This is a genomic window from Aeromonas sp. 2MA4 (genome assembly GCF_029237305.1).
In the GTDB taxonomy this organism is placed as follows: Bacteria; Pseudomonadota; Gammaproteobacteria; order Enterobacterales; family Aeromonadaceae; genus Aeromonas; species Aeromonas salmonicida.
The window spans coordinates 185758-203922 of sequence record NZ_JAACFY010000001.1 but is presented as its reverse complement, the minus strand read 5'-3'; the positions used below and the strand labels follow the sequence as shown (position 1 = coordinate 203922).

Genomic DNA, 18165 nt, shown 5'->3' with positions numbered 1-18165 from the left:
ATGGTCTGACAATTAACCGTAATAGCAGGAGATTTTATGACCACCATCATCATCACCGCCATTCCCATGAAGGATGACCATATCGCAGGGCATTTTGCCAAGGCAGAACGCTTCGTTTTCATTGATGAGCAAGGCACCACACTAAAGGAGATTTCCAATCCGATAGCACCCAATGAGTGCAAGGGCATGTTGGCTGATCTATTCCAGACCCATGGCGCAAACCGTGTGGTATTGAAAAATATTGGCAAGAAGATGCTCAAGAAGCTGCTGGATAACGGCTTGTCCGTCTATCAGGCAGTGCAGGGACGCCTTGCCATATCAGAGATGCTGAAAAATGATTCCACCAGCCTGATCCAGCTTGTCTCTGCAGATCAGGGTCAGGAATCTGCCTGTTCCCATGGCCAGCGCCATCAGAGAGAGGGCGCCAATAGCTGTGGCGAGCATGAACATGGCCACTCAGGAAAAAAAGGGTGTGGCAAAGTCGGTTCAGCCCAACGACACCAGTGTCAGGGCGCTGCTCAACCCCATGCACATAAAAGATGCTGTGAAGAATAAACGCGATAAATAAGTAAAGTTGGAGGGTATATGTCTAATGAAAGCCTGAACATGGAGGGGGCGACATTACCCTCTATCAGCAGGATTGCCTATATGCCGGTGACGCTCTTTTCGATCATCATGGGGCTGACGGGGGCCGCCATTGCGTGTAGAAAAGCCTTTCCTGATTCGGTGATGATGCACTCTGCGGGTTTCTTTTTGGGCGTCATGTCTTCAGTCTTGCTGACTGTGTTTGTGGCAATGTATGTCTTCAAAATGCTCAAATACAGGGATGAGTTTCTGCATGAATCGAGGCATATGGTCAGGATTAATTTCTTTCCGACCATCTCGATCAGCCTGTTATTGCAGTCAGCATATTGGTCTGGGTGGCATGATATCTCGCTATATCTCTGGTCTGCCGGCGCCATACTACAGCTGATGTTTACCTTGTTCATCATGAGCAGCTGGATCCATAGAGAGCATTTTAATATTGCCCATACCAACCCTGCGTGGTTTATTCCTGTCGTGGGGAATATTGTCGTGCCACTTGCAGGAGTAGGGCTGGGTTTTCATGAAACCAGTCTGTTCTTTTTCAGTATCGGCTTGATATTCTGGTTCTGTTTGTTGACCATAGTATTATACCGGTTGTTCTTTCATGAAAATCTGCCTGACAAGCTGATGCCCACCATGTTTATATTGCTGGCACCCCCCTCGATAGGATTTATTGCTTACACTGATATCATAGGCTCGACAGACTTGTTTGCACACATCATCTATTATTTTGCACTGTTTGTATTTATTTTGTTGATGTACAACACACTCACCTTTCTGAAGCTGAAATTTTATCTCTCTTCATGGGCTTATTCGTTCCCGCTGGCCGCATTTTCAGCTGCGTCGGCCAAGTTTGCCGATAGCACAGGTAGCGTCATTCCGTACTTTCTGGCCAAAATAGTGGTCTGTGCCCTGATCGGATTGATAGTGTGGTTAATCAGCATGACGGTGCTCTCGTTCTACAAAGGTGAATTATTCATCCCGGAGAAATAGCTATCCATGAAACATTACAAAGAGATCAACAAGGAGCAGCATCAGCTTGGGTCTGCCTATAGAAAGAGCAGCCCGGATACCATGAATGCGTTTATTGCCCTGCACAAATCGGTGATGAAAGACGATAAGGTGTTGGCGCTGAAATACAGAGAGATGATCGCCCTGGGGATCGGCATTGTATCAAGATGCGACGGCTGCATTGCAGCCCATGTTGCTGGCGCCTTGCAGGCCGGGGCCTCCAGAGAGGAACTGGTCGCAACCATAGACGTGGCCGTACTCATGGGGGGCGGGCCATCCATCATCTATGGCACCCAGGCCCATGCCGCCATTGAAGAGCTGTTGTCGTAATGGACCGTTATCAGCAGGTCATGAGATCACATGCCAACTGCATGGTATGTGGCATCGACAACCAGAGCGCTCTGGGCATCGGCTTTCACCAAACGGGAGAGCACTCGACAGAGGGTGTCTTCTTGACTGATGAAAGATACCAGGGTTATACCGGCATACTCCATGGTGGCATGACCAGCACACTGCTTGATGCTGTCATGACGCACTGCCTGTTGCAGCAAGGCATCAAGGGCTTGACTGCCGAATTGACCATTCGTTTTGTTGTACCGATTAATATCGGAAGCAAAATATATCTTTCGGCACAAATAGTAGACCAACGTCACGGTATTCACCGGTTGAATGCCGTAGCGTCGGTCGATGGGGTTGTTGTTGCAAAAGCGTCAGCAAAATTCATTGAGAAAAAAGTGAATGACAGGAGTTTTATTAATGAAGAATGACATCATGGTTTTACCAGAAATGGATATAGGCATCTCAACCGCCGATCGCCAAAAAATTGCAGATGGTCTGTCAGCACTGCTTGCAGACAGTTATACCCTGTATCTGATGACGCATAATTTCCACTGGAACGTGACCGGCCCCCAGTTCAATAGTCTGCACAATATGTTTATGGACCAGTACACGGAGCAGTGGAACGCACTGGATATTATCGCAGAGCGGATCCGCGCCCTGGGATTTCCGGCACCGGGTACCTACAAGGAATTTGTACGGCTCTCCTCCATCAAAGAAGTGGAAGGGGTGCCTTGTGCCAATGAAATGATCAAGCATCTGGTGCTGGCACAAGAGGCCACGGCCAGAACCGCCAGAAAGTTGTTCAATCTGGTGGATGAGGCCAACGATCAGCCCACCGCCGATGTGCTCACCCAGCGCCTTGATGTGCATGAGAAGACGGCCTGGATGCTGAGAAGCATGCTCTCCTGATACCTGTGCGCCTTGGCCTTGTGTGGTCAGCTGCCACGAGATCAATAAAAAGGAGCCCATTGGGCTCCTTCGTTTTTGGGGGCGGTAATTTTCCTGTCAGCTGTTTCTTGGTCCATCCCTCTCAAGCTGGCGGTTAGCTTACCGCCACAGGTCAGGCGGTGAGCCTCGCGGAACTGCCATGGGGCTACCCTGGCCCTGTCTCCCCGAGTCTGGGATTGAGGGAGAGGATGCGGGTCTTGCTGACTCTGTGGCGATAGATCTCCCGCAGATAAAGCAGGGCCTTTTTCACCGATTCGCGACTGAGGCGAATGTCGTTGATGGAGACGAACTTCTCTTTTTCGCGGATGAGCTCCCGGTACTTCTTCTCGTACATGGGCTTGATTGCGTACCAGTTGGTATCGAGGATCTTGGCCGGGTTCTCGAACTCGTTGAGCATGCTGTCGAGCAGCTCTTCGTTCCACTCCTCGTTGCAGATCATCTCGATCACCACCTTGTCGAGGTGATCGTCGAAGCGATAGTGATCCTTGGCAAAGCAGCGCTTGATAAAGGCCACTATCAGGGTCAGGAAGTCATCGCTCAGACAGGGGCTCTTGACGATCAGGGTGGTGAGGGAGATGTTGGCCGACGCACCTATGACCAGGGCATAACGCTTGAGAGTGGTATTGGGAAAGAGCCCGTTGAGGTGTGACTTGAGCCGGTTGAGATCCATATAGGAGAGCTTGTACTCCTTGGGCAGTGAGATGATCGACACCACAGAGGAGCAGTTCTTGAAGAAGTGCAGCTCGTTGAGGTGGGCCGGGTCATGGCCGCTTTTCACATAGTCGTCCAGATACTCCCGATAGTTGCCCGCCTCGATGGGCAGCAGGCTGATACCCTCTATGGCCTGGGTCATCTTGTTGAAGTGGGGCAGCTCGATGGAGCGGATAAAGAGGTCGTCCACATTGAGCCCACCCTCCTTGTCAAACATGCCGCCGGGGGGCGAGATGGACTCGGCATAAGCCACCGCCACCGGCCCCGCCAGACTCATAAAGAGGTCGTTGGCATCGAGACGAATGGTCTCGCTGATGTCGATGCCCGCCCGGCGAAAGTAGTTCTCGTCGTAGTCGGTGGTGACGGCCTGGGCGGTGAGAATGTTGAAGATCTGCTGGGAGATGTACTGGTTGGCGTACTTCTCCATGGTGTTGACGTCAATGTGCTGGATCTCGCCATCGTCGCTCTCTTCGGCGTAGCGCATGATGTCGTTGGAGATCAGCATCATGGCATTCCAGGGCCTGATCCGCTTGAGCATGCTGGCATCGCACGCCTGCTCGTTGTCGAAGTGATAGGAGAAGTCCCACTCCTCGGCCAGGTATTTGCACAGCAGGCGCCCGGCGTTGATGTGCAGTGCTTCTGAAATCTCGATGCCCCGATCACAGATATTGGGCAGTATGCAGATGCCGCTGGTGAAGATGGGATCGAACATGAAGTGCTCCCCGAGGGAGAGGTGCTCCTCCTCTTCTGACGGGGGCGAGAAGGTCTTGCTCATGTAGGAGTACTGCTGGGCCAGCCCGAATTCGGAGGCCATGCCGGAGCCGGTGCCGCCCCCGGCACTGAAGATGTAGAAATAGAGGCGGGACTGGTTGGCCTTGATGCCGCAGGAGTCCACCAGATAGGTATGGATCGCCTGCCACTCGGAGTTGGCGAAGTAGTGGGGGCTCTTGTTGAGAATGATCTTGGCCAGATACTGACCCAGAATGGGGGCGTTCCCCGCGCCCCCGGCATGGATCTCCGACAAGTCCATCACCCGCATCTTGGCGTAGTCGCGCAAGGAGCCACCTTCGCCGCTGCGATTGGAGTGGCGGATGCGGCCATCTATGTCCTTGTCCAGGTCCCCCAGCATCACCATGGGTTCGATCAGAAAGACAGGGCGGGCGCCATTGCTGGGCAGTCGCAGGTTGCGGCGGATCCAGCTCAAGGGGCCAAACTCCTTCTCCCGCTTGCGCTGCTCCTCGCTGTTGAACTCGTTCATGTAAAAGCTGCGGGCGTTGTAAACCAGCGAGGCCACATCCTGGGCGATGTTGGAGCCGCAGCGCCCCAGCCCCACCAGGCAGACGGACGGAAAATTGTGCGGCACTGTGGTGCCGGTTTCGTTATCCCCCGGGGCGGTGGGGAATACAGCACTGCGAAGCTGCTCAAGATTGTCGAGAATGCGGGCCAAGTCCCCCTCTGTGTAGTAGAGATAGCGGTTGCCGGCGCTTTGCTCATCATCCGTGCTGGTGGGCAGCAGATCAGTATGCTCTGTCATGAAACAAGATCCCTCTTTGGCGGCGAATGTATATAAATCAGCAGCTTTTGCACTGCCTGGTAACTCTAGATGATAAAAAGCGAGGGGGCGGTGCGAGGGTCGTGAGAGTTGTCACTGTGTGATCATGGGCACAGCAACTGGCCGCAAATCCGTCAGTTCGTTTGCCAAGCGTGCAGCAAGGGTTGGGCTGGCTGGGAGAGTGACCTGCCTCCATTGGCTGGTTACAACTGCTGATTGGGCCACGGTGCAGCCTGTGCCTGGCAATGGTGGCAAGGGCGCTTAAGCTCGCGCCGGCAGCGCCCCAGATAATCCAGCGCGGCGGGGTTGGCCGTCTCACCATGACGATGGCGGCATCTGAATACTGTTTTAACTCGCTGTAAAGTCCCACATTGGCCAGATCGTACCGAACAACCAAACGTGTACGAAGTTGTACTTTTGATGCTCTTGGTGCTGGCTGCTAGAGAAAGGTGTAGAGGGGCTCACTTTTTTAGAAAAGGAAGGGGGTGAGGAATGGATTGGTCTGGCTTGCAGAGTCGTGCGGCACTTCATGTTCACTTCACCGAGCGGGGGTAGGGTAGGCGCCAGTTTTCAGTTGGAGCTTTTCGTTATGCCCACCATCGTCACTCACGCCGCCGTGCCCCTCTGCCTTGGGCTCGGGCTTGGCTGCCGGATTATCCCGCCGCGCCTGCTGCTGGCTGGGGTTGCCATCGCCATGCTGCCCGATGCCGATGTGCTCGCCTTCAAGCTGGGGGTCGCCTACGGCCATGTTTTCGGCCACCGTGGCTTTACCCACTCCCTGCTGTTCGCCTTTGCCCTGCCCACTCTGGCCATGCTGTTTCACCGCCAGCTTAAGGCGAGCGCTGCCACTGTCTGGTCGTTTCTGCTGGTCTCTCTGCTTTCCCACAGCCTGCTCGATTCACTTACCACCGGCGGCAAGGGGGTGGGCTGGCTCTGGCCGTGGCGTGACGAGCGCTTCTTCGCCCCCTGGCAGGTGATCCGGGTTGCCCCCTTCAAGCTGGAGGCCTACCTCACCGCCCGAGGTGAAGCGGTGATCCTCTCCGAGCTCTACTGGGTATGGCTGCCGGGGGTTGTATTGATGCTGGTGTTGATGGGATGGCGGGCGTGGAGCAGGGGTCCTAGGGGATGCTGAGACTGGCGGCAAGGTGATGAAGATAGTCATAGCTGTGCCACTGGGCGGCACAGAGAGCTAGCAGGGCTGATGCCTCCAAGGCACCTTGTTCCCAGTGCCGGAGCATTATCCACAGGGCATGCAGTATGCAGAGACCCAGACTCGCCAGATAAATGATGGCCAATGCCACTTCAATCAAATCCGATATGCCAGAGGGGTTATTTGGATTGTGATAAAACAGGTCATAGCCAAAGGCGCGAAATCCGAGTCTGATCAGAAACAGGAAGGTGCAGAGAATGGCCAATCATTTTGTTTTTCGGTTGATATTTATCACACAACTTCTCAAATATCCTAACGCTAACTTTTGGGGCTGAGATGCAGCAGAGCTGGGACACCCATCATTTTGAATGTTGGCTATGCCATGTCTGCTTCAGAAAGGTGGGTGTCCCAGGTTTGTGTTCTGACAAAGAGCCCAAATAAAAATAAGGACGAAGTGTCAGTAATGCTTCAGCAACTGACCTCAAATAAGCGCTATCATTTCAATAAATGAGCTTTCATATTTCCTAGATAATAAATAACGTCCGCATTTGCTGCTGGTTTAGATCGCAGCGGAACACCAGTCCGGCAACATGCGCTTGTTTAGTGCTACCCTAATTAAACTCCGTTTCAATATTTTCATTTGACCATGACGTCTTTGTTTTATGTTCGGTAACAGTCCATGAGCTAAAAATGCAGCCATAAGAAAGAGCCACATCGTGCATGAACTCTACCCAGCCTAAATGTTGCTCAGTGGATAAATTCACAGCATATGGTCGAGAGGTGCCTGAAATTTTCGAGTATTCGCCATCCTGATACATCGACATTTCATAGTTTTCACTAAGCTGCTCTTTTATACCTTTGGCACCTTCTTTATCTTGAGTGAATAAATTGAAGTCTAGTATTAGAACGGTTTCTGCAGTGATGCCATTGCTGCCAAGTTCAGAATTTATAATTTTCGCTTCTGCAAGGCGGCGCATTTTTATTCTTTCATGGTACTCGTCCCAAGTTTTTTGGCTTCTTCTTGAACCATTGATTTGTCCTCTGCATTTAGGTTGCAGCAAATCATCAGTAATAGAGCAATGATGCTGACGATTCTCATAGGCGCTTAACGCCGTCAACAGCGGCCGAGCATAGCGAGGTCCAGCCCCAAGGGGGCGATGCTGCTTGGCCTTGTTAAGTGTTTTATTCTGAAGCCCATTGCTCTAAATTCTCAACTGTGTTTGGCAATCGACCAATTAACCACTCTGCACAAGTGCCGAGCCTAAAATCTGGATTATGACACTCTGTTACCTAGGATAAATATTCATCTGGGCCACCATTCATATAAGGAGGTGGAGATACAGGATGAAAAGATGTTGGCAATCGTTCGTTGACAGACATGTAATTTAAAACATGCCCAAATTCTTGGACTGTATGCCAAGCAAACTGGTGATGAATGTCGATTTCAAACTTCACCCACCAGCGACCATCCTCATCAACCCCCTTTCCGATGGCACCATTAATCGCTGGAACTTTTTCAGAAATTAAATTAACTTCGTAAATGCTCGTTCGTCCATAATTACACTTAACGTTTGAATTCAGTGGGCCAGCTAACGCAGCTCCACTTCGATGAAGGGTTATGCCGCTTGGCTCAGCCATTCATGGAACCATTCCGTCGAAATCCGCACTTGCTCAAAATTACCGGATCTTAATTCGTAAATTGAATAGGTATTGGCCAAATACAAGTCCCACTGTGTTTCGACCTCGGTGAGGCTCGGAAGTAGCTTCTCAATTTCAGGCTCCGCATCGACCTCAACCGATCACACCACTCCGCGATTGCCTTATGAGAGTAAGGAGACGACTCGGGCATCGCTCCCCACTTCAGCATTTGAATCGCGGCCTCCCTAGTGAAAGGCATCTCCGCTGGCTGGCTCACGTTCACTTCGCTTGTCCTCTATTCATACGGCATAACGTTTGGTTAAGGGGCGGGCTTTAGCCCGTCCCAAGCGATTTGAACCATTTGTTATAGGACTTGCCCCTCAAGCGCCATTTTTATGAAGCACTGGAGCAAACCTTCATCTTCATAAAGCTCTCGATACTCTGCGAAAGGCAGGTTTCCTTCGTTGTATTGTTTTTCAAAGAATACTCGTAGGTGCCATTCATCTGGATCTATTTTATTGAAATCGAAATCAATTCCGCCTGCATCTGCGGTTCGATATATGTCTACGCCAACTCCATGAGTTCGATACATCCAGTTCGTCCCGGGGATTGGGTTATTTCCTCGGTTTTCTGGTTTTAGTATTTCCTCAGCGGATTTCAAATAAAATGCACGGACAAGAAGCTCCTCGGCCCATTTTCTTTGGGCATGCCACAGCGTTATGAGTTTTCGGATCTTGTCGAGGTTATCCATGTTTGCCCTATAACGTTTGGTTAAGGGGCGGGCTTTAGCCCGCCCCAGCGAGCGATTTGAACCATTTGTTATGCCTCTTGTGCTCTGGGTCAATGTATTATTTAGCCGTATTAAAAACGCATAAAACCACTCTTTATGAACAGATGAATCGTTAGTTTCTGTTTATGCATTTTTTACTTCCCCGTTACTATTAACGGTAGGATTTTTTTGCAGATTTTGAGTGTGATTGTTTTGATAGTGGTTCTAATATCTCCCAAGCAGAATCTTTAATAAATTCTTGGGAATCTATAGCTTTATTTATAAAAGCATGTTGCGCTTCACGTAAGCAGCTAACATTAGCTCCACCTTCATAATCAGGCTCTGAGTTTTGTACCAAGTCATCTTCCCAGCCACAAAGCTCACAAATATCGAACGTACCTATAGCAGGCTCATCCAAAGTCTTATAGCCACAGCAAGGGCAGGTATATTTCAACAGTCTCTCCATAATGTATAACGCTCAAAGCAGCTGCGCGGTACGCGTCGGCTGCCTTTGCTTGTTATGTTTTTAATACCACCCCAACGTTGAGGTAGTATTGGTTAATTAATTTCCAGCGTTGTTCAGCTGCTTGCGAAAACTCTTCGCGCCAGTCAGCACATTCACTAAAATATTTATCCGATGCAAAACACAAAAACTTGTCTATTTCAGTCGCTTCGAAGTCGACGCCAAAGCTTTCAAAGTGCTTTCGATAATTATCAATAATTTTCAGCGAGTTGAAATCACCTGCAAGCTTTAGAGCCCTTAAGACTAAAGGATACCATTCCATACTGTGTGTAAAAAAGTGATCCCAGCCTTCCATATCAGCTATTGATTCTAAGTACGCCACCGCGAAAATGGGCCACTCTTGTTCCGAAAGTTTGGTTTCATCGCTAATCCCTTTATCAAGAACTTCGTCAATAGTTAGAGATTTCATAGCACCTCAAACATAATGTCCGCATTTGCGGAAAATAGAAGCGAAGCGGAAATTTGTCCGAAACATGCGCTTGTTATACATTTAAAGACGCTGCCTTATTTTCCCTAACGATCTTATGTAAGAGCTCAGCAAGATTGTCTTCATATTTGTAGAATTCGGTATCTAAATTTTCTAAATCTGCTTCATAGTTTTCATCATCTTTATAACGTGCAAGTTGCTTCCATCTCGTCTCTCGGTCTAACGAGGGTTTAGACTCTGGAAACCAGCGCATTGCCTTTTCAAGTAGTCCATAAGACTTGATGGCATTGACTTTTTTGAGCCCCGCTAAAATCTCCAAACAATGATCGCCAAGTGAATTAAAAAAGAGCTGGTCAAAGCCGCCGTTATGGACTTCACCATCAAAACACCACAGCAAATAAACTAACCTTGCTTCTGGGCTGATTCGTTCTAGATATTCAGTATTTCCATCACTGCCCGCAAAAACTATTTCATGGCAGGCATTGAAGACATCAAATGCTGGTTCTTCATTATCTGAAAAGTCTGAGAAGTGCATTCATTTCCTCACTTATGCATAACAGTGATTAGATAGAAGGCTGCACTAATCCGATAGCAGTGCCTTCCATATAACTCCACTTTGCCTCTGACACTGAACGTATTCGCTTGGCTTCTTCGTCGGTGATGGCAAGTGTCGGCATGGCTACCGCCCCTGAGTTTCAGCCCCCCAGTCCGCTGCTTTTCACCTGTGAGATAGCAACAATCGCTACCACTGCGCTCTCCCGAGAGCTGGATTGTCGTTTGGCTATTTTAAGGGGTCTGATTGAGACATTGAAAGAAGATGTTGATAGAAATCTGAGCTGGTTCAATCAATTAGGGAAAACTGTTGCTCAAGTGAGCTGCCGGATTCGCAGAGAGTGCGGAAATACCCTCACCCCAACCCCTTCCAGAGGGAGCTTGTTTGCGGTTAGACGGGAGCTGAGGGCTGGCACTGTCTTGATCCCCCTCCAAGCCGCCGAGTCGAGCTCAATGGGTCAGGGGCGCCGTCAGGGATGACGGCGCAGCCGCAGTTGGTACAGGGATGTGCCATCTGCGACGTACCGTCCGACCCAGAGAGCGAGATGAGGGAAACCGCCGAAGGCGGGCGGCTTGGCGGGGGTGGCCTTTCTTTTGGTGACTTTTCTTTGGGCACACAAAGAAAAGTCACTCGCCCAGGCCCGAAGGGCGGGCGAAACTCCGTCGAGGGCAGAGCCCTCGTGTTCCATGGGGCGAAGCCACATCAAGGGGTTCCCTGCCGGTTCTGGGCCGGAACCGTCGCCGTGGAAAGGGAATTTGCTGCGGTGCAATGCGCTGTGCTTATTGCACCCTACAGTGTTCCACTACGTGGCAAAACCACGCCATCACAGCCAATCCATGAACGTCCGAATACGCTTCGCTATTCGAACCTACGATTCGATAACGCCGGGGGATTATGGGTTCCCTCACCCTGACCCTCTCCCAAGGGAAGAAGGGACAAAGATGCCGGGAGCGACAACAAGCAGGGAAGAGAAAGGGAGCCGGTCAGGCTCCCTTTGATGTAGTGATGCAACTATGCGTGATCTGGATACACCAGCGGACCACTCACGGCCAATGGCATTTGACCAATGCCACCCCCTATCGATTGGTCGCGGCTTTCATCCCTTCCACAAACTCCTTCAGACGAGTGAGCATATGCTCCGGGTTCTTGTGATGGGTCTCGATGATCTTCACCACGGCGGAGCCGGAGATGGCACCGGCGGCGCCTGCGGCGATCGCTTCACGCACCTGGGCCGGTTCGCTGATGCCAAAGCCGAGCAGGGCGGGGGGCGCCTTGAACTCGCGCAGTGTGTTAATGAGGCCATCCACCGGCATGCCGGCCTTGGTCTCTGCGCCGGTCACACCGGCGCGGCTCACCAGATAGGTGTAACCACTGCCAAGCTCCGCCACCTGTTTCAGGGTCTCGGCGTCGCCGTTGGGCGGGGCGATAAAGATGCTGTCGATGCCAAACTTGTCGGCGGCCGCCTTGTAGGGGGCGCACATCTGCACCGGCACGTCGGCCACCAGCACCGAATCCACGCCCGCCTGCTGGCACTTCTCATAGAAGCCATCGATGTGGCGCACATAGACCAGGTTGGCGTAGACCAAGAGGCCAATGGGCAGTTGCGGGTACTTGGCTCGGATGCGAGCGAGCAGATCGAAGCAGTCATCCGGGGTGGTGTGGCTCTCGAAGGCGCGCAGGGCGGCGCCCTGAATGGTGGGGCCGTCCGCTACCGGATCGGAGAAGGGAATGCCGAGCTCGAGGGCATCGGCGCCCCCTTCGACCAGCGCATCGACGATGGCCAGGGAGAGTTCGGGGGTGGGGTCACCCAGCATCACGAACGGCACGAAGGCGCCCTGATTGACCGCATCCAGACGGGAGAAAAGTTGTGCGTAACGGTTCATGACAAGGTTCCTTCTTTTTCAAAGATGTCGGCAACGGTGAAGATATCTTTGTCGCCACGGCCGGAGAGATTGACGATGAGCACCTGCTCTTTTTCCGGTTCACTGCGGGCCATCTTGAGGGCATGGGCCAGGGCGTGGGAGGACTCCAGCGCCGGGATAATCCCTTCGGATTTGGCCAGCTCCTGGAAGGCGTCCAGCGCCTCCTTGTCGGTGATGGAGACATACTCGGCGCGGCCGATGGAGGCCAAATGGGCGTGCTGCGGGCCGACGGAGGGGAAATCCAGCCCCGCCGAGACGGAGTAGGACTCCTGAATTTGCCCCTGCTTGTCCTGCATCAGGTAGGAGTGCATGCCAAAGAAGACCCCCTTGCTGCCGTGACCCAGCGGCGCACCGTGCTCGCCACTCTCGATGCCGTGACCACCCGGCTCGACCCCGATCAGGCGCACCTCCTTGTTGTCGATAAAGTCGGCAAACATGCCTATGGCGTTGGAACCGCCGCCGACGCAGGCGATCACCGCATCGGGCAGCCGCTCCTCCTTCTTGAAGCACTGGGCCTTGGCCTCTTCGCCGATCATCTTCTGGAACTCCCGCACGATAGTGGGGAAGGGGTGCGGACCAGCGGCGGTGCCGAGCAGGTAGTGGGCGGAGTCGTAGTTGGCAGCCCAGTCACGCAGCGCCTCGTTGCAGGCATCTTTCAGGGTGGATGAGCCGGAGTGCACCGGAATGACGGTGGCCCCCATCAACTTCATGCGAAACACGTTTGGCTTCTGGCGCTCGCAATCCTTGGCACCCATATAGACCCGGCACTTGAGGCCGAGCAGGGCACAGGCCAGTGCAGTGGCGACGCCGTGTTGACCGGCGCCGGTCTCGGCGATGATCTCGCTCTTGCCCATCCGCTTGGCCAGCAGCGCCTGACCCAGCACCTGGTTGGTCTTGTGGGCGCCGCCGTGCAGCAGGTCTTCACGCTTCAGGTAGAGGCGGGTCTTGGTGCCCTTGGTCAGGTTGCGAGTCAGGGTGAGCGGGGTCGGGCGACCGGCATACTCGGTCAGCAGCTCCTGAAATTCGGCGATAAAGGCCGGATCCTCCTTGGCATCGACGAAGGCTTTTTCCAGCTGGAGCAGGGCGGGGATGAGGATCTGGGGCACATACATGCCACCAAATTCACCAAAAAACGGGTTGAGCAGGGTCATGGTTTCTTCCTTATACCTTGAATCAAAAAGACAATATTAAATTCGGTGTTATCGCTCTGCGCTTTCAAAGAGGCGAAGGGCATTGTTACAAGCCGCGCAGGGCGCTAAAGGCCGCAGCTAGCTTGTGTGGATCTTTCTGGCCCGGGGCGCTTTCCACCCCGGAGTTGAAATCAAGGCCGAGGCAACCGACCTCTGCCGCCTGCAGGGCGTTGTCGGGGTTCAGGCCGCCTGCCAGCATCAGCTTGGCTTTGTCGAGATTGGCCAGCATGGTCCAGTCGAACGCCTGACCTGTGCCGCCGCTCTGGCTGCCGACTTTTGTATCCAGCAGCAGGCGATCCGCCGGATAGTCGAGGGCGGGCAGCGGCTCGCCACTCGTGATGCCGACTGCCTTCCAGACTTGGCAGGTCGCCGGCAACAGCGGACGCAGGTTGTCGATATAGGCGGCGTCTTCATCCCCATGCAGTTGCACCGCGGCCAGTCCCAGCGCTTCTACCGTTTTGGCGATGGTCTCTTGCTGGGCGTTGCGAAACACCCCCACATAGGCGAGCGGCGCACCCGCCATCACGGTACGGGCGGTGGGAATGTCCACATAGCGCGGGCTTTTGGAAACAAAGATGAGGCCGCCGAACACGGCGCCCGCCTGATGGGCGGCGGCGGCATCCTCGGCGCGGGTCAGGCCGCATACCTTGTTCTGGCCCAGAACAAGTTTACGTACCGCGGCCTCCAGAGCGGCTTCCTCCATCAGGGAGGAGCCCACCAGGAAGCCCTTGGCATGGTGGCGAAGGTCGGCTACCTGGGTGCGATCCTTGATGCCCGATTCGCTGATCACGACCCGGTCGCTCGGAGCTTTTTGTGACAGGATGGCCGCCAGCTGCTTGGTGCGGTTGAGATCCACGCTCAAGTCCCGCAGATCCCGGTTGTTGATGCCAATCACGGGCGCGCCAAGGGCGATGGCGCGGGTCAGCTCCTCTTCATTGCTCACTTCGGTCAGCACGCCGAGGCCGAGCTCCTTGGCTACCGCGAACAGGGCGCGATAGCCCTCGTCGGTGAGTACGGAGAGCATCAGCAGGATGGCGTCCGCCTGATAGTGGCGGGCCAGATAGAGCTGATAGGGGTCAATCATGAAATCCTTGCACAGCACCGGTTGCTGAACGCTGCTGCGCACTCGCGGCAAAAAGGCGAAATCCCCTTGAAAGAACTTCTCGTCGGTCAGCACAGAGATGGCGGTGGCGTATTTGCCATAGATATCGGCGATGGCCTCCGGGCTGAAATCATCGCGGATCAGCCCCTTGGAGGGGGATGCCTTCTTGCACTCCAGAATAAAGCGGGTGGAGCCCGCCTTGAGCGCACCGACAAAATCCCGATCGCTTGGGGTCAGCATGCTCTGGAAGCTCTCCAGCGGCTGGGCCAGCTTGCGGGTGGCAACCCACTCCTGCTTGGCCGCCACGATTTTGCCGAGAATGGTCTGGTTGATGGAGGCCATATTCAGAAAGGCATGGGGGGCAATGGGGTCTGACATCTCGTTATCCTTGCGAAGCTGGGTATTGCCGGTCGGGCGTTCTGAATGAGTGCTGTGCGAAGTAGTGGCTGACATCATGCCTCCTGATGGCTCAGGGTGGCCAGCCTGGCGGCGAGCTCGGCCGCCTTGCCGCTCGCCAGCACTGCCAGCACCTCGGCCGCTGCACTCTTGAGATCGGCGGCCTTGCCCGCCATCAACAGCAGCGGGGCCACGTTGGCGGCGATGGCGGCGTTGTGGGCCGGGGTGCCACGCCCTTCCAGAATGGCGGCGGTGATGGCGCGGTTCTCTTCGGGCTCGCCCCCCTGAATGGCGCTGACCGGATAGGTTTCCAGGCCAAAGTCAGCCGGGGTGATCATGAATTCGCGGATCTCGCCGTCACGGATCTGGGCCACCTGGGTCGGGCCGTGGATGGCAATCTCGTCGAGCCCGGCGCCGTGAACCACCATACCGGTTTTCAGCCCCAGTGCCAGCAGGGTTTCTGCGATGGGGCGCACCAGCTCGGGGGCATAGACCCCCATCAGCTGATAGGTGGGGCGAGCGGGGTTGATGAGCGGCCCCAGCACGTTGAACAGGGTGCGGGTCTTGAGGGCCTGACGCACCGGCATGGCGTGGCGCACGCCAGCGTGGTACTGGGGGGCGAACAGGAAGCAGATGCCAAGCTCGTCCAGGCAATGGCGTGCCTGCGCCGGGCTCATGTCGAGCTTGATGCCCATCTTGTCGAGCAGATCGCTTGAACCCGACTTGCTCGATACCGAACGGTTGCCGTGCTTGGCCACTTTCAGGCCGCAGGCGGCTGCGACCAGCGCCGAGGTGGTGGAAACGTTGATGGTGTTGAGGCCATCGCCACCGGTACCGACTATGTCGCAAAACTCATAATCCGGACGCGGGAAGTCGCGCGCCTCCGCCAGCAGGGCTTCGGCGGCGCCGGCGATCTCCTCCGGTGTCTCCCCCTTGATCTTGAGGGCGGTCAATAAACTGGCGAGCACTATGGGATCCACTTCGCCACGTACCACTTGCCCGAAGGCGTCACGGGTACTTTCACGGCTCAGAGACTGACCCTGATAGAGGGTGTTGAGATGATGATGCATAGGGTCTTCCTTACCGCGCGTCGCTTCGTGAAAAAAGGCTATCTGGACGACAGATATGGGCGAGCGCCTGGGTCAGCAGACGGGCCCCTTCCGAGGTCATGATGGATTCCGGGTGGAACTGGAAGCCCAGCACCCGCTCATCCTGCTGCTCTATGGCCATGGGCATGCCTTGATAGTGGGCAATCACCGTCAGCTCTTCCGGTACATAGGTGGCGACCAGCGAGTGGTAGCGGGCCACCGGCAGCGGGCTCGGCAGACCGGCGAAGGCGCCGTGGCCGTTGTGCTCAATCAGGGAGCGCTTGCCGTGGACGATTTCACCCGCCGCGCCGACGGTGCCGCCGTAGGCTTCGCACAGGGCCTGATGACCGAGGCAGATGCCGAGGATGGGCACCTGACCACGGGCCAGCTTGATCAGATCAATCAGGCAACCTGCTTCATGGGGGGCGCCCGGCCCAGGGGAGAGCACCAGCACTGCATCCCCTTCGCAGGCGGCAATTTCGCTCATGATGCGGCTCGCGGGCAGGCTGTTGCGGTAGATCCGTACCGGATAGCCGAGGGAGCGGAACTGGTCGACGAGGTTGTAAGTAAACGAGTCGAAGTTATCGAGCAGGAAGATATCAGTCATGGCTCACGTCCTTATGTTGCTCCTGCTGGGCGCTCAGGGCTTGCAGTGAGGTGCCATGGCTGGCGGCGATAGCGGCCAGCACGGCGGCCGCCTTGGCGCGGGTTTCATCCGCTTCGGCCTGGGGTTTGGAGTCATAGACCACACCGGCACCGGCCTGCACATGGGCCATCCCATCTTTGACAAACGCCGAGCGAATGACGATGCAGGTATCCATTTCCCCTGCGCCGTTGATGTAGCCGACGGCGCCGCCGTAGCTGCCACGACGCTTGCCTTCCACCATGCGAATGAGCTCGCTGGCGCGGATCTTGGGGGCGCCGGTGAGGGTGCCCATGTTCATGCAGGCCTGATAGGCGTGCAGGGCGTCAAGGTCGGAGCGCAATGTGCCCACTACCTTGGAGACCAGGTGCATCACGTGGCTGTAGCGATCCACCTTGAGCAGCTCCTTGACGTAGCGGGTGCCCGGCTCCGAGATGCGGGCTATGTCGTTGCGGCCCAGATCCACCAGCATCAGGTGTTCGGCCACCTCTTTTTCATCCTGGCGCAGCTCCAGCTCGATGCGACCATCGAGATCCCGGTTGATGCTGCCATCCGGGTTGAAGCCGCGGCGGCGGGTACCGGCGATGGGGTACATCTCGACGTCGCGGCTGGCGGCGCAGAATTTCACCGCGCTCTCCGGCGAGGCGCCAAACAGGGTGAAATCCTCATCCTGTACATAGAACATGTAGGGGCTGGGGTTGGTCTGCTTGAGGCGGCGATAGGCGGCCAGCGGGCTCGGGCAGGGCAGCGAGAAGCAGCGCGACGGCACCACCTGGAAGATGTCACCCCGGCGGATGAAGCCCTTGAGCTTCTCCACCTCGGCGCAGAACTGCTTGTCACCCTTGTCCACGCTCATGCCGCCGGTCAGGGGCTGGGTGGTCAGCTCGGCGCTCAGGGGTTGCTGGCAAATCTGTTTGAAGTCGGTGAGTCGTTCAGTCAGGCGGGTATATCTGTCATCCACATGGCTCTCGTTACTGTCGCCGCCAAAGATGCAGGCGAGCAGTTGAGTGGTGCGCTCGATATGGTCGATGGTGATCAGGGTTTCTGCCACATAGAAGCAGTAGTCGGGGCAGTTGTTGCTCCCCTCCGGCACCTCTGGCAGATCCTCGAAGGAGGCGATCAGGTCGTAGGCGAAGCTGCCCGCCATAAACAGTGCCTCGCTGTTCGCGCTAGCGTCAAGAGAGCCCAGCTGGCACTGCAGCTCTTGTTGCAGGGTGCGCAGCACGTCCAGCACGCTGGTTCCCTTGAGGCGGCTGTCTTCATCCAGTGCCCGATCGGAGGCGGGGAAGTCGAGCTGCAACTCGCCATCCACCAGCGTCTGGCTGATGACGGCGGGCAGACGCTCGGCCAGCAGGCTCTGCAACTGGGCGCCGTTGTCGTTCAGAGTGCGAACCCGCACAGTGCGCCCCCGGCACTCGATGCGCAGGCAGGCATCGACCAGCAGCAGGCTCTGCTTGCCGGCCTTGGAGTCGATCTCGACCGATTCCAGCAGCAGGTTGTTGGGGCGCCCCTGGCAGAGCTGGGTATAGAGTGCCAGCGGGTCGGCCACATAGGGGGCATTGAGCTTGAGGGTATCGAATTCACCCAGGGGCAAGCGAGTCGTATTGACGGTCATAGT

Annotated in this window: 19 protein-coding genes; 6 read left to right on the top strand and 13 right to left on the bottom strand. The window is 55.1% G+C overall.

Annotated features, from left to right (window positions below; translation table 11 throughout):
• The first annotated feature begins 36 nt into the window (after positions 1–36).
• The 5 genes from GWQ31_RS00985 to GWQ31_RS00965 are packed head-to-tail and all read left to right on the top strand — an operon-like array spanning position 37 to position 2844.
• Positions 37–555: a NifB/NifX family molybdenum-iron cluster-binding protein gene (locus GWQ31_RS00985; protein ID WP_265421159.1), complete on the top strand. Its 519-nt coding sequence runs from the start codon at positions 37–39 to the stop codon at positions 553–555.
• A gap of 30 nt (positions 556–585) precedes the next feature.
• Positions 586–1578 carry an SLAC1 anion channel family protein gene (locus GWQ31_RS00980; RefSeq protein WP_265421160.1) on the top strand — a complete coding sequence of 331 codons (993 nt, stop codon included), beginning with the start codon at positions 586–588 and terminating at the stop codon, positions 1576–1578.
• A gap of 6 nt (positions 1579–1584) precedes the next feature.
• Positions 1585–1926 carry a carboxymuconolactone decarboxylase family protein gene (locus tag GWQ31_RS00975; RefSeq protein ID WP_265421161.1) on the top strand — a complete coding sequence of 114 codons (342 nt, stop codon included), beginning with the start codon at positions 1585–1587 and terminating at the stop codon, positions 1924–1926.
• Entirely contained in the window at positions 1926–2363 is a 438-nt protein-coding gene (locus GWQ31_RS00970; protein ID WP_265421162.1) for a PaaI family thioesterase, read from the top strand. Before GWQ31_RS00975 ends, GWQ31_RS00970 begins: the two co-directional genes overlap by 1 nt.
• Positions 2353–2844 (top strand): Dps family protein, encoded by a 492-nt coding sequence (locus GWQ31_RS00965; protein ID WP_058394249.1) that lies wholly within the window; start codon positions 2353–2355, stop codon positions 2842–2844. The genes GWQ31_RS00970 and GWQ31_RS00965 overlap by 11 nt, the downstream gene beginning before the upstream one ends.
• A gap of 184 nt (positions 2845–3028) precedes the next feature.
• Here the strand turns inward: GWQ31_RS00965 and GWQ31_RS00960 are convergent, their stop codons facing one another.
• The gene (locus GWQ31_RS00960; RefSeq protein ID WP_275908442.1) at positions 3029–5128 is read right to left on the bottom strand and encodes a hypothetical protein; all 2100 of its coding nucleotides are present in this window, start codon (positions 5126–5128) and stop codon (positions 3029–3031) included.
• Positions 5129–5735: 607 nt separating this feature from the next.
• Here GWQ31_RS00960 and GWQ31_RS00955 point away from each other — a divergent pair.
• Positions 5736–6278, top strand: coding sequence for a metal-dependent hydrolase (locus tag GWQ31_RS00955; protein ID WP_275908441.1), 543 nt, complete (start codon positions 5736–5738; stop codon positions 6276–6278).
• 629 nt (positions 6279–6907) lie between these two features.
• Here the strand turns inward: GWQ31_RS00955 and GWQ31_RS00950 are convergent.
• From GWQ31_RS00950 to GWQ31_RS00895, 12 genes are all read right to left on the bottom strand, one after another.
• Positions 6908–7273, bottom strand: a complete 366-nt coding sequence (locus GWQ31_RS00950) for a hypothetical protein (protein WP_275908440.1) — start codon at positions 7271–7273, stop codon at positions 6908–6910.
• Between the two features lie 313 nt (positions 7274–7586).
• Positions 7587–7934: a hypothetical protein gene (locus tag GWQ31_RS00945; RefSeq protein WP_275908439.1), complete on the bottom strand. Its 348-nt coding sequence runs from the start codon at positions 7932–7934 to the stop codon at positions 7587–7589.
• A gap of 364 nt (positions 7935–8298) precedes the next feature.
• Positions 8299–8685, bottom strand: coding sequence for a hypothetical protein (locus GWQ31_RS00940; protein ID WP_275908438.1), 387 nt, complete (start codon positions 8683–8685; stop codon positions 8299–8301).
• Positions 8686–8875: 190 nt separating this feature from the next.
• Positions 8876–9157, bottom strand: coding sequence for a CPCC family cysteine-rich protein (locus GWQ31_RS00935; RefSeq protein ID WP_275908437.1), 282 nt, complete (start codon positions 9155–9157; stop codon positions 8876–8878).
• Between the two features lie 64 nt (positions 9158–9221).
• Entirely contained in the window at positions 9222–9635 is a 414-nt protein-coding gene (locus tag GWQ31_RS00930; protein ID WP_275908436.1) for a hypothetical protein, read from the bottom strand.
• Between the two features lie 73 nt (positions 9636–9708).
• Entirely contained in the window at positions 9709–10188 is a 480-nt protein-coding gene (locus tag GWQ31_RS00925) for a DMP19 family protein (RefSeq protein ID WP_275908435.1), read from the bottom strand.
• A 1094-nt stretch (positions 10189–11282) separates the two neighbouring features.
• Positions 11283–12089 (bottom strand): tryptophan synthase subunit alpha, encoded by an 807-nt coding sequence (gene trpA, locus GWQ31_RS00920; protein WP_219597536.1) that lies wholly within the window; start codon positions 12087–12089, stop codon positions 11283–11285.
• The gene (gene trpB / locus GWQ31_RS00915) at positions 12086–13279 is read right to left on the bottom strand and encodes a tryptophan synthase subunit beta (protein WP_131729796.1); all 1194 of its coding nucleotides are present in this window, start codon (positions 13277–13279) and stop codon (positions 12086–12088) included. Before trpB ends, trpA begins: the two co-directional genes overlap by 4 nt.
• A gap of 85 nt (positions 13280–13364) precedes the next feature.
• On the bottom strand, positions 13365–14873 hold the full coding sequence (gene trpCF / locus GWQ31_RS00910; protein ID WP_275908434.1) for a bifunctional indole-3-glycerol-phosphate synthase TrpC/phosphoribosylanthranilate isomerase TrpF: 1509 nt from the start codon (positions 14871–14873) through the stop codon (positions 13365–13367).
• Positions 14873–15886, bottom strand: coding sequence for an anthranilate phosphoribosyltransferase (gene trpD / locus GWQ31_RS00905; protein ID WP_275908433.1), 1014 nt, complete (start codon positions 15884–15886; stop codon positions 14873–14875). Before trpD ends, trpCF begins: the two co-directional genes overlap by 1 nt.
• A gap of 10 nt (positions 15887–15896) precedes the next feature.
• A complete protein-coding gene (locus GWQ31_RS00900; protein WP_275908432.1) occupies positions 15897–16511 on the bottom strand; it encodes an aminodeoxychorismate/anthranilate synthase component II in 615 nt (204 codons plus the stop codon).
• The gene (locus tag GWQ31_RS00895; protein WP_275908431.1) at positions 16504–18162 is read right to left on the bottom strand and encodes an anthranilate synthase component 1; all 1659 of its coding nucleotides are present in this window, start codon (positions 18160–18162) and stop codon (positions 16504–16506) included. The genes GWQ31_RS00900 and GWQ31_RS00895 overlap by 8 nt, the downstream gene beginning before the upstream one ends.
• Positions 18163–18165 lie beyond the last annotated feature (3 nt).

Bases quoted from the DNA above. Each gene is read 5' to 3' on its own strand.
- GWQ31_RS00965 (WP_058394249.1), top strand. From the start codon at position 2,353: ATGAAGAATGACATCATGGTTTTACCAGAAATGGATATAGGCATCTCA.
- GWQ31_RS00950 (WP_275908440.1), bottom strand. From the start codon at position 7,273: ATGCGCCGCCTTGCAGAAGCGAAAATTATAAATTCTGAACTTGGCAGC.
- GWQ31_RS00945 (WP_275908439.1), bottom strand. From the start codon at position 7,934: ATGGCTGAGCCAAGCGGCATAACCCTTCATCGAAGTGGAGCTGCGTTA.
- GWQ31_RS00900 (WP_275908432.1), bottom strand. From the start codon at position 16,511: ATGACTGATATCTTCCTGCTCGATAACTTCGACTCGTTTACTTACAAC.
- trpB (WP_131729796.1), bottom strand. From the start codon at position 13,279: ATGACCCTGCTCAACCCGTTTTTTGGTGAATTTGGTGGCATGTATGTG.
- GWQ31_RS00955 (WP_275908441.1), top strand. From the start codon at position 5,736: ATGCCCACCATCGTCACTCACGCCGCCGTGCCCCTCTGCCTTGGGCTC.
- trpD (WP_275908433.1), bottom strand. From the start codon at position 15,886: ATGCATCATCATCTCAACACCCTCTATCAGGGTCAGTCTCTGAGCCGT.
- GWQ31_RS00930 (WP_275908436.1), bottom strand. From the start codon at position 9,635: ATGAAATCTCTAACTATTGACGAAGTTCTTGATAAAGGGATTAGCGAT.
- GWQ31_RS00960 (WP_275908442.1), bottom strand. From the start codon at position 5,128: ATGACAGAGCATACTGATCTGCTGCCCACCAGCACGGATGATGAGCAA.
- GWQ31_RS00985 (WP_265421159.1), top strand. From the start codon at position 37: ATGACCACCATCATCATCACCGCCATTCCCATGAAGGATGACCATATC.
- GWQ31_RS00895 (WP_275908431.1), bottom strand. From the start codon at position 18,162: ATGACCGTCAATACGACTCGCTTGCCCCTGGGTGAATTCGATACCCTC.
- GWQ31_RS00975 (WP_265421161.1), top strand. From the start codon at position 1,585: ATGAAACATTACAAAGAGATCAACAAGGAGCAGCATCAGCTTGGGTCT.
- trpA (WP_219597536.1), bottom strand. From the start codon at position 12,089: ATGAACCGTTACGCACAACTTTTCTCCCGTCTGGATGCGGTCAATCAG.
- GWQ31_RS00940 (WP_275908438.1), bottom strand. From the start codon at position 8,685: ATGGATAACCTCGACAAGATCCGAAAACTCATAACGCTGTGGCATGCC.
- GWQ31_RS00925 (WP_275908435.1), bottom strand. From the start codon at position 10,188: ATGCACTTCTCAGACTTTTCAGATAATGAAGAACCAGCATTTGATGTC.
- trpCF (WP_275908434.1), bottom strand. From the start codon at position 14,873: ATGTCAGCCACTACTTCGCACAGCACTCATTCAGAACGCCCGACCGGC.
- GWQ31_RS00970 (WP_265421162.1), top strand. From the start codon at position 1,926: ATGGACCGTTATCAGCAGGTCATGAGATCACATGCCAACTGCATGGTA.
- GWQ31_RS00980 (WP_265421160.1), top strand. From the start codon at position 586: ATGTCTAATGAAAGCCTGAACATGGAGGGGGCGACATTACCCTCTATC.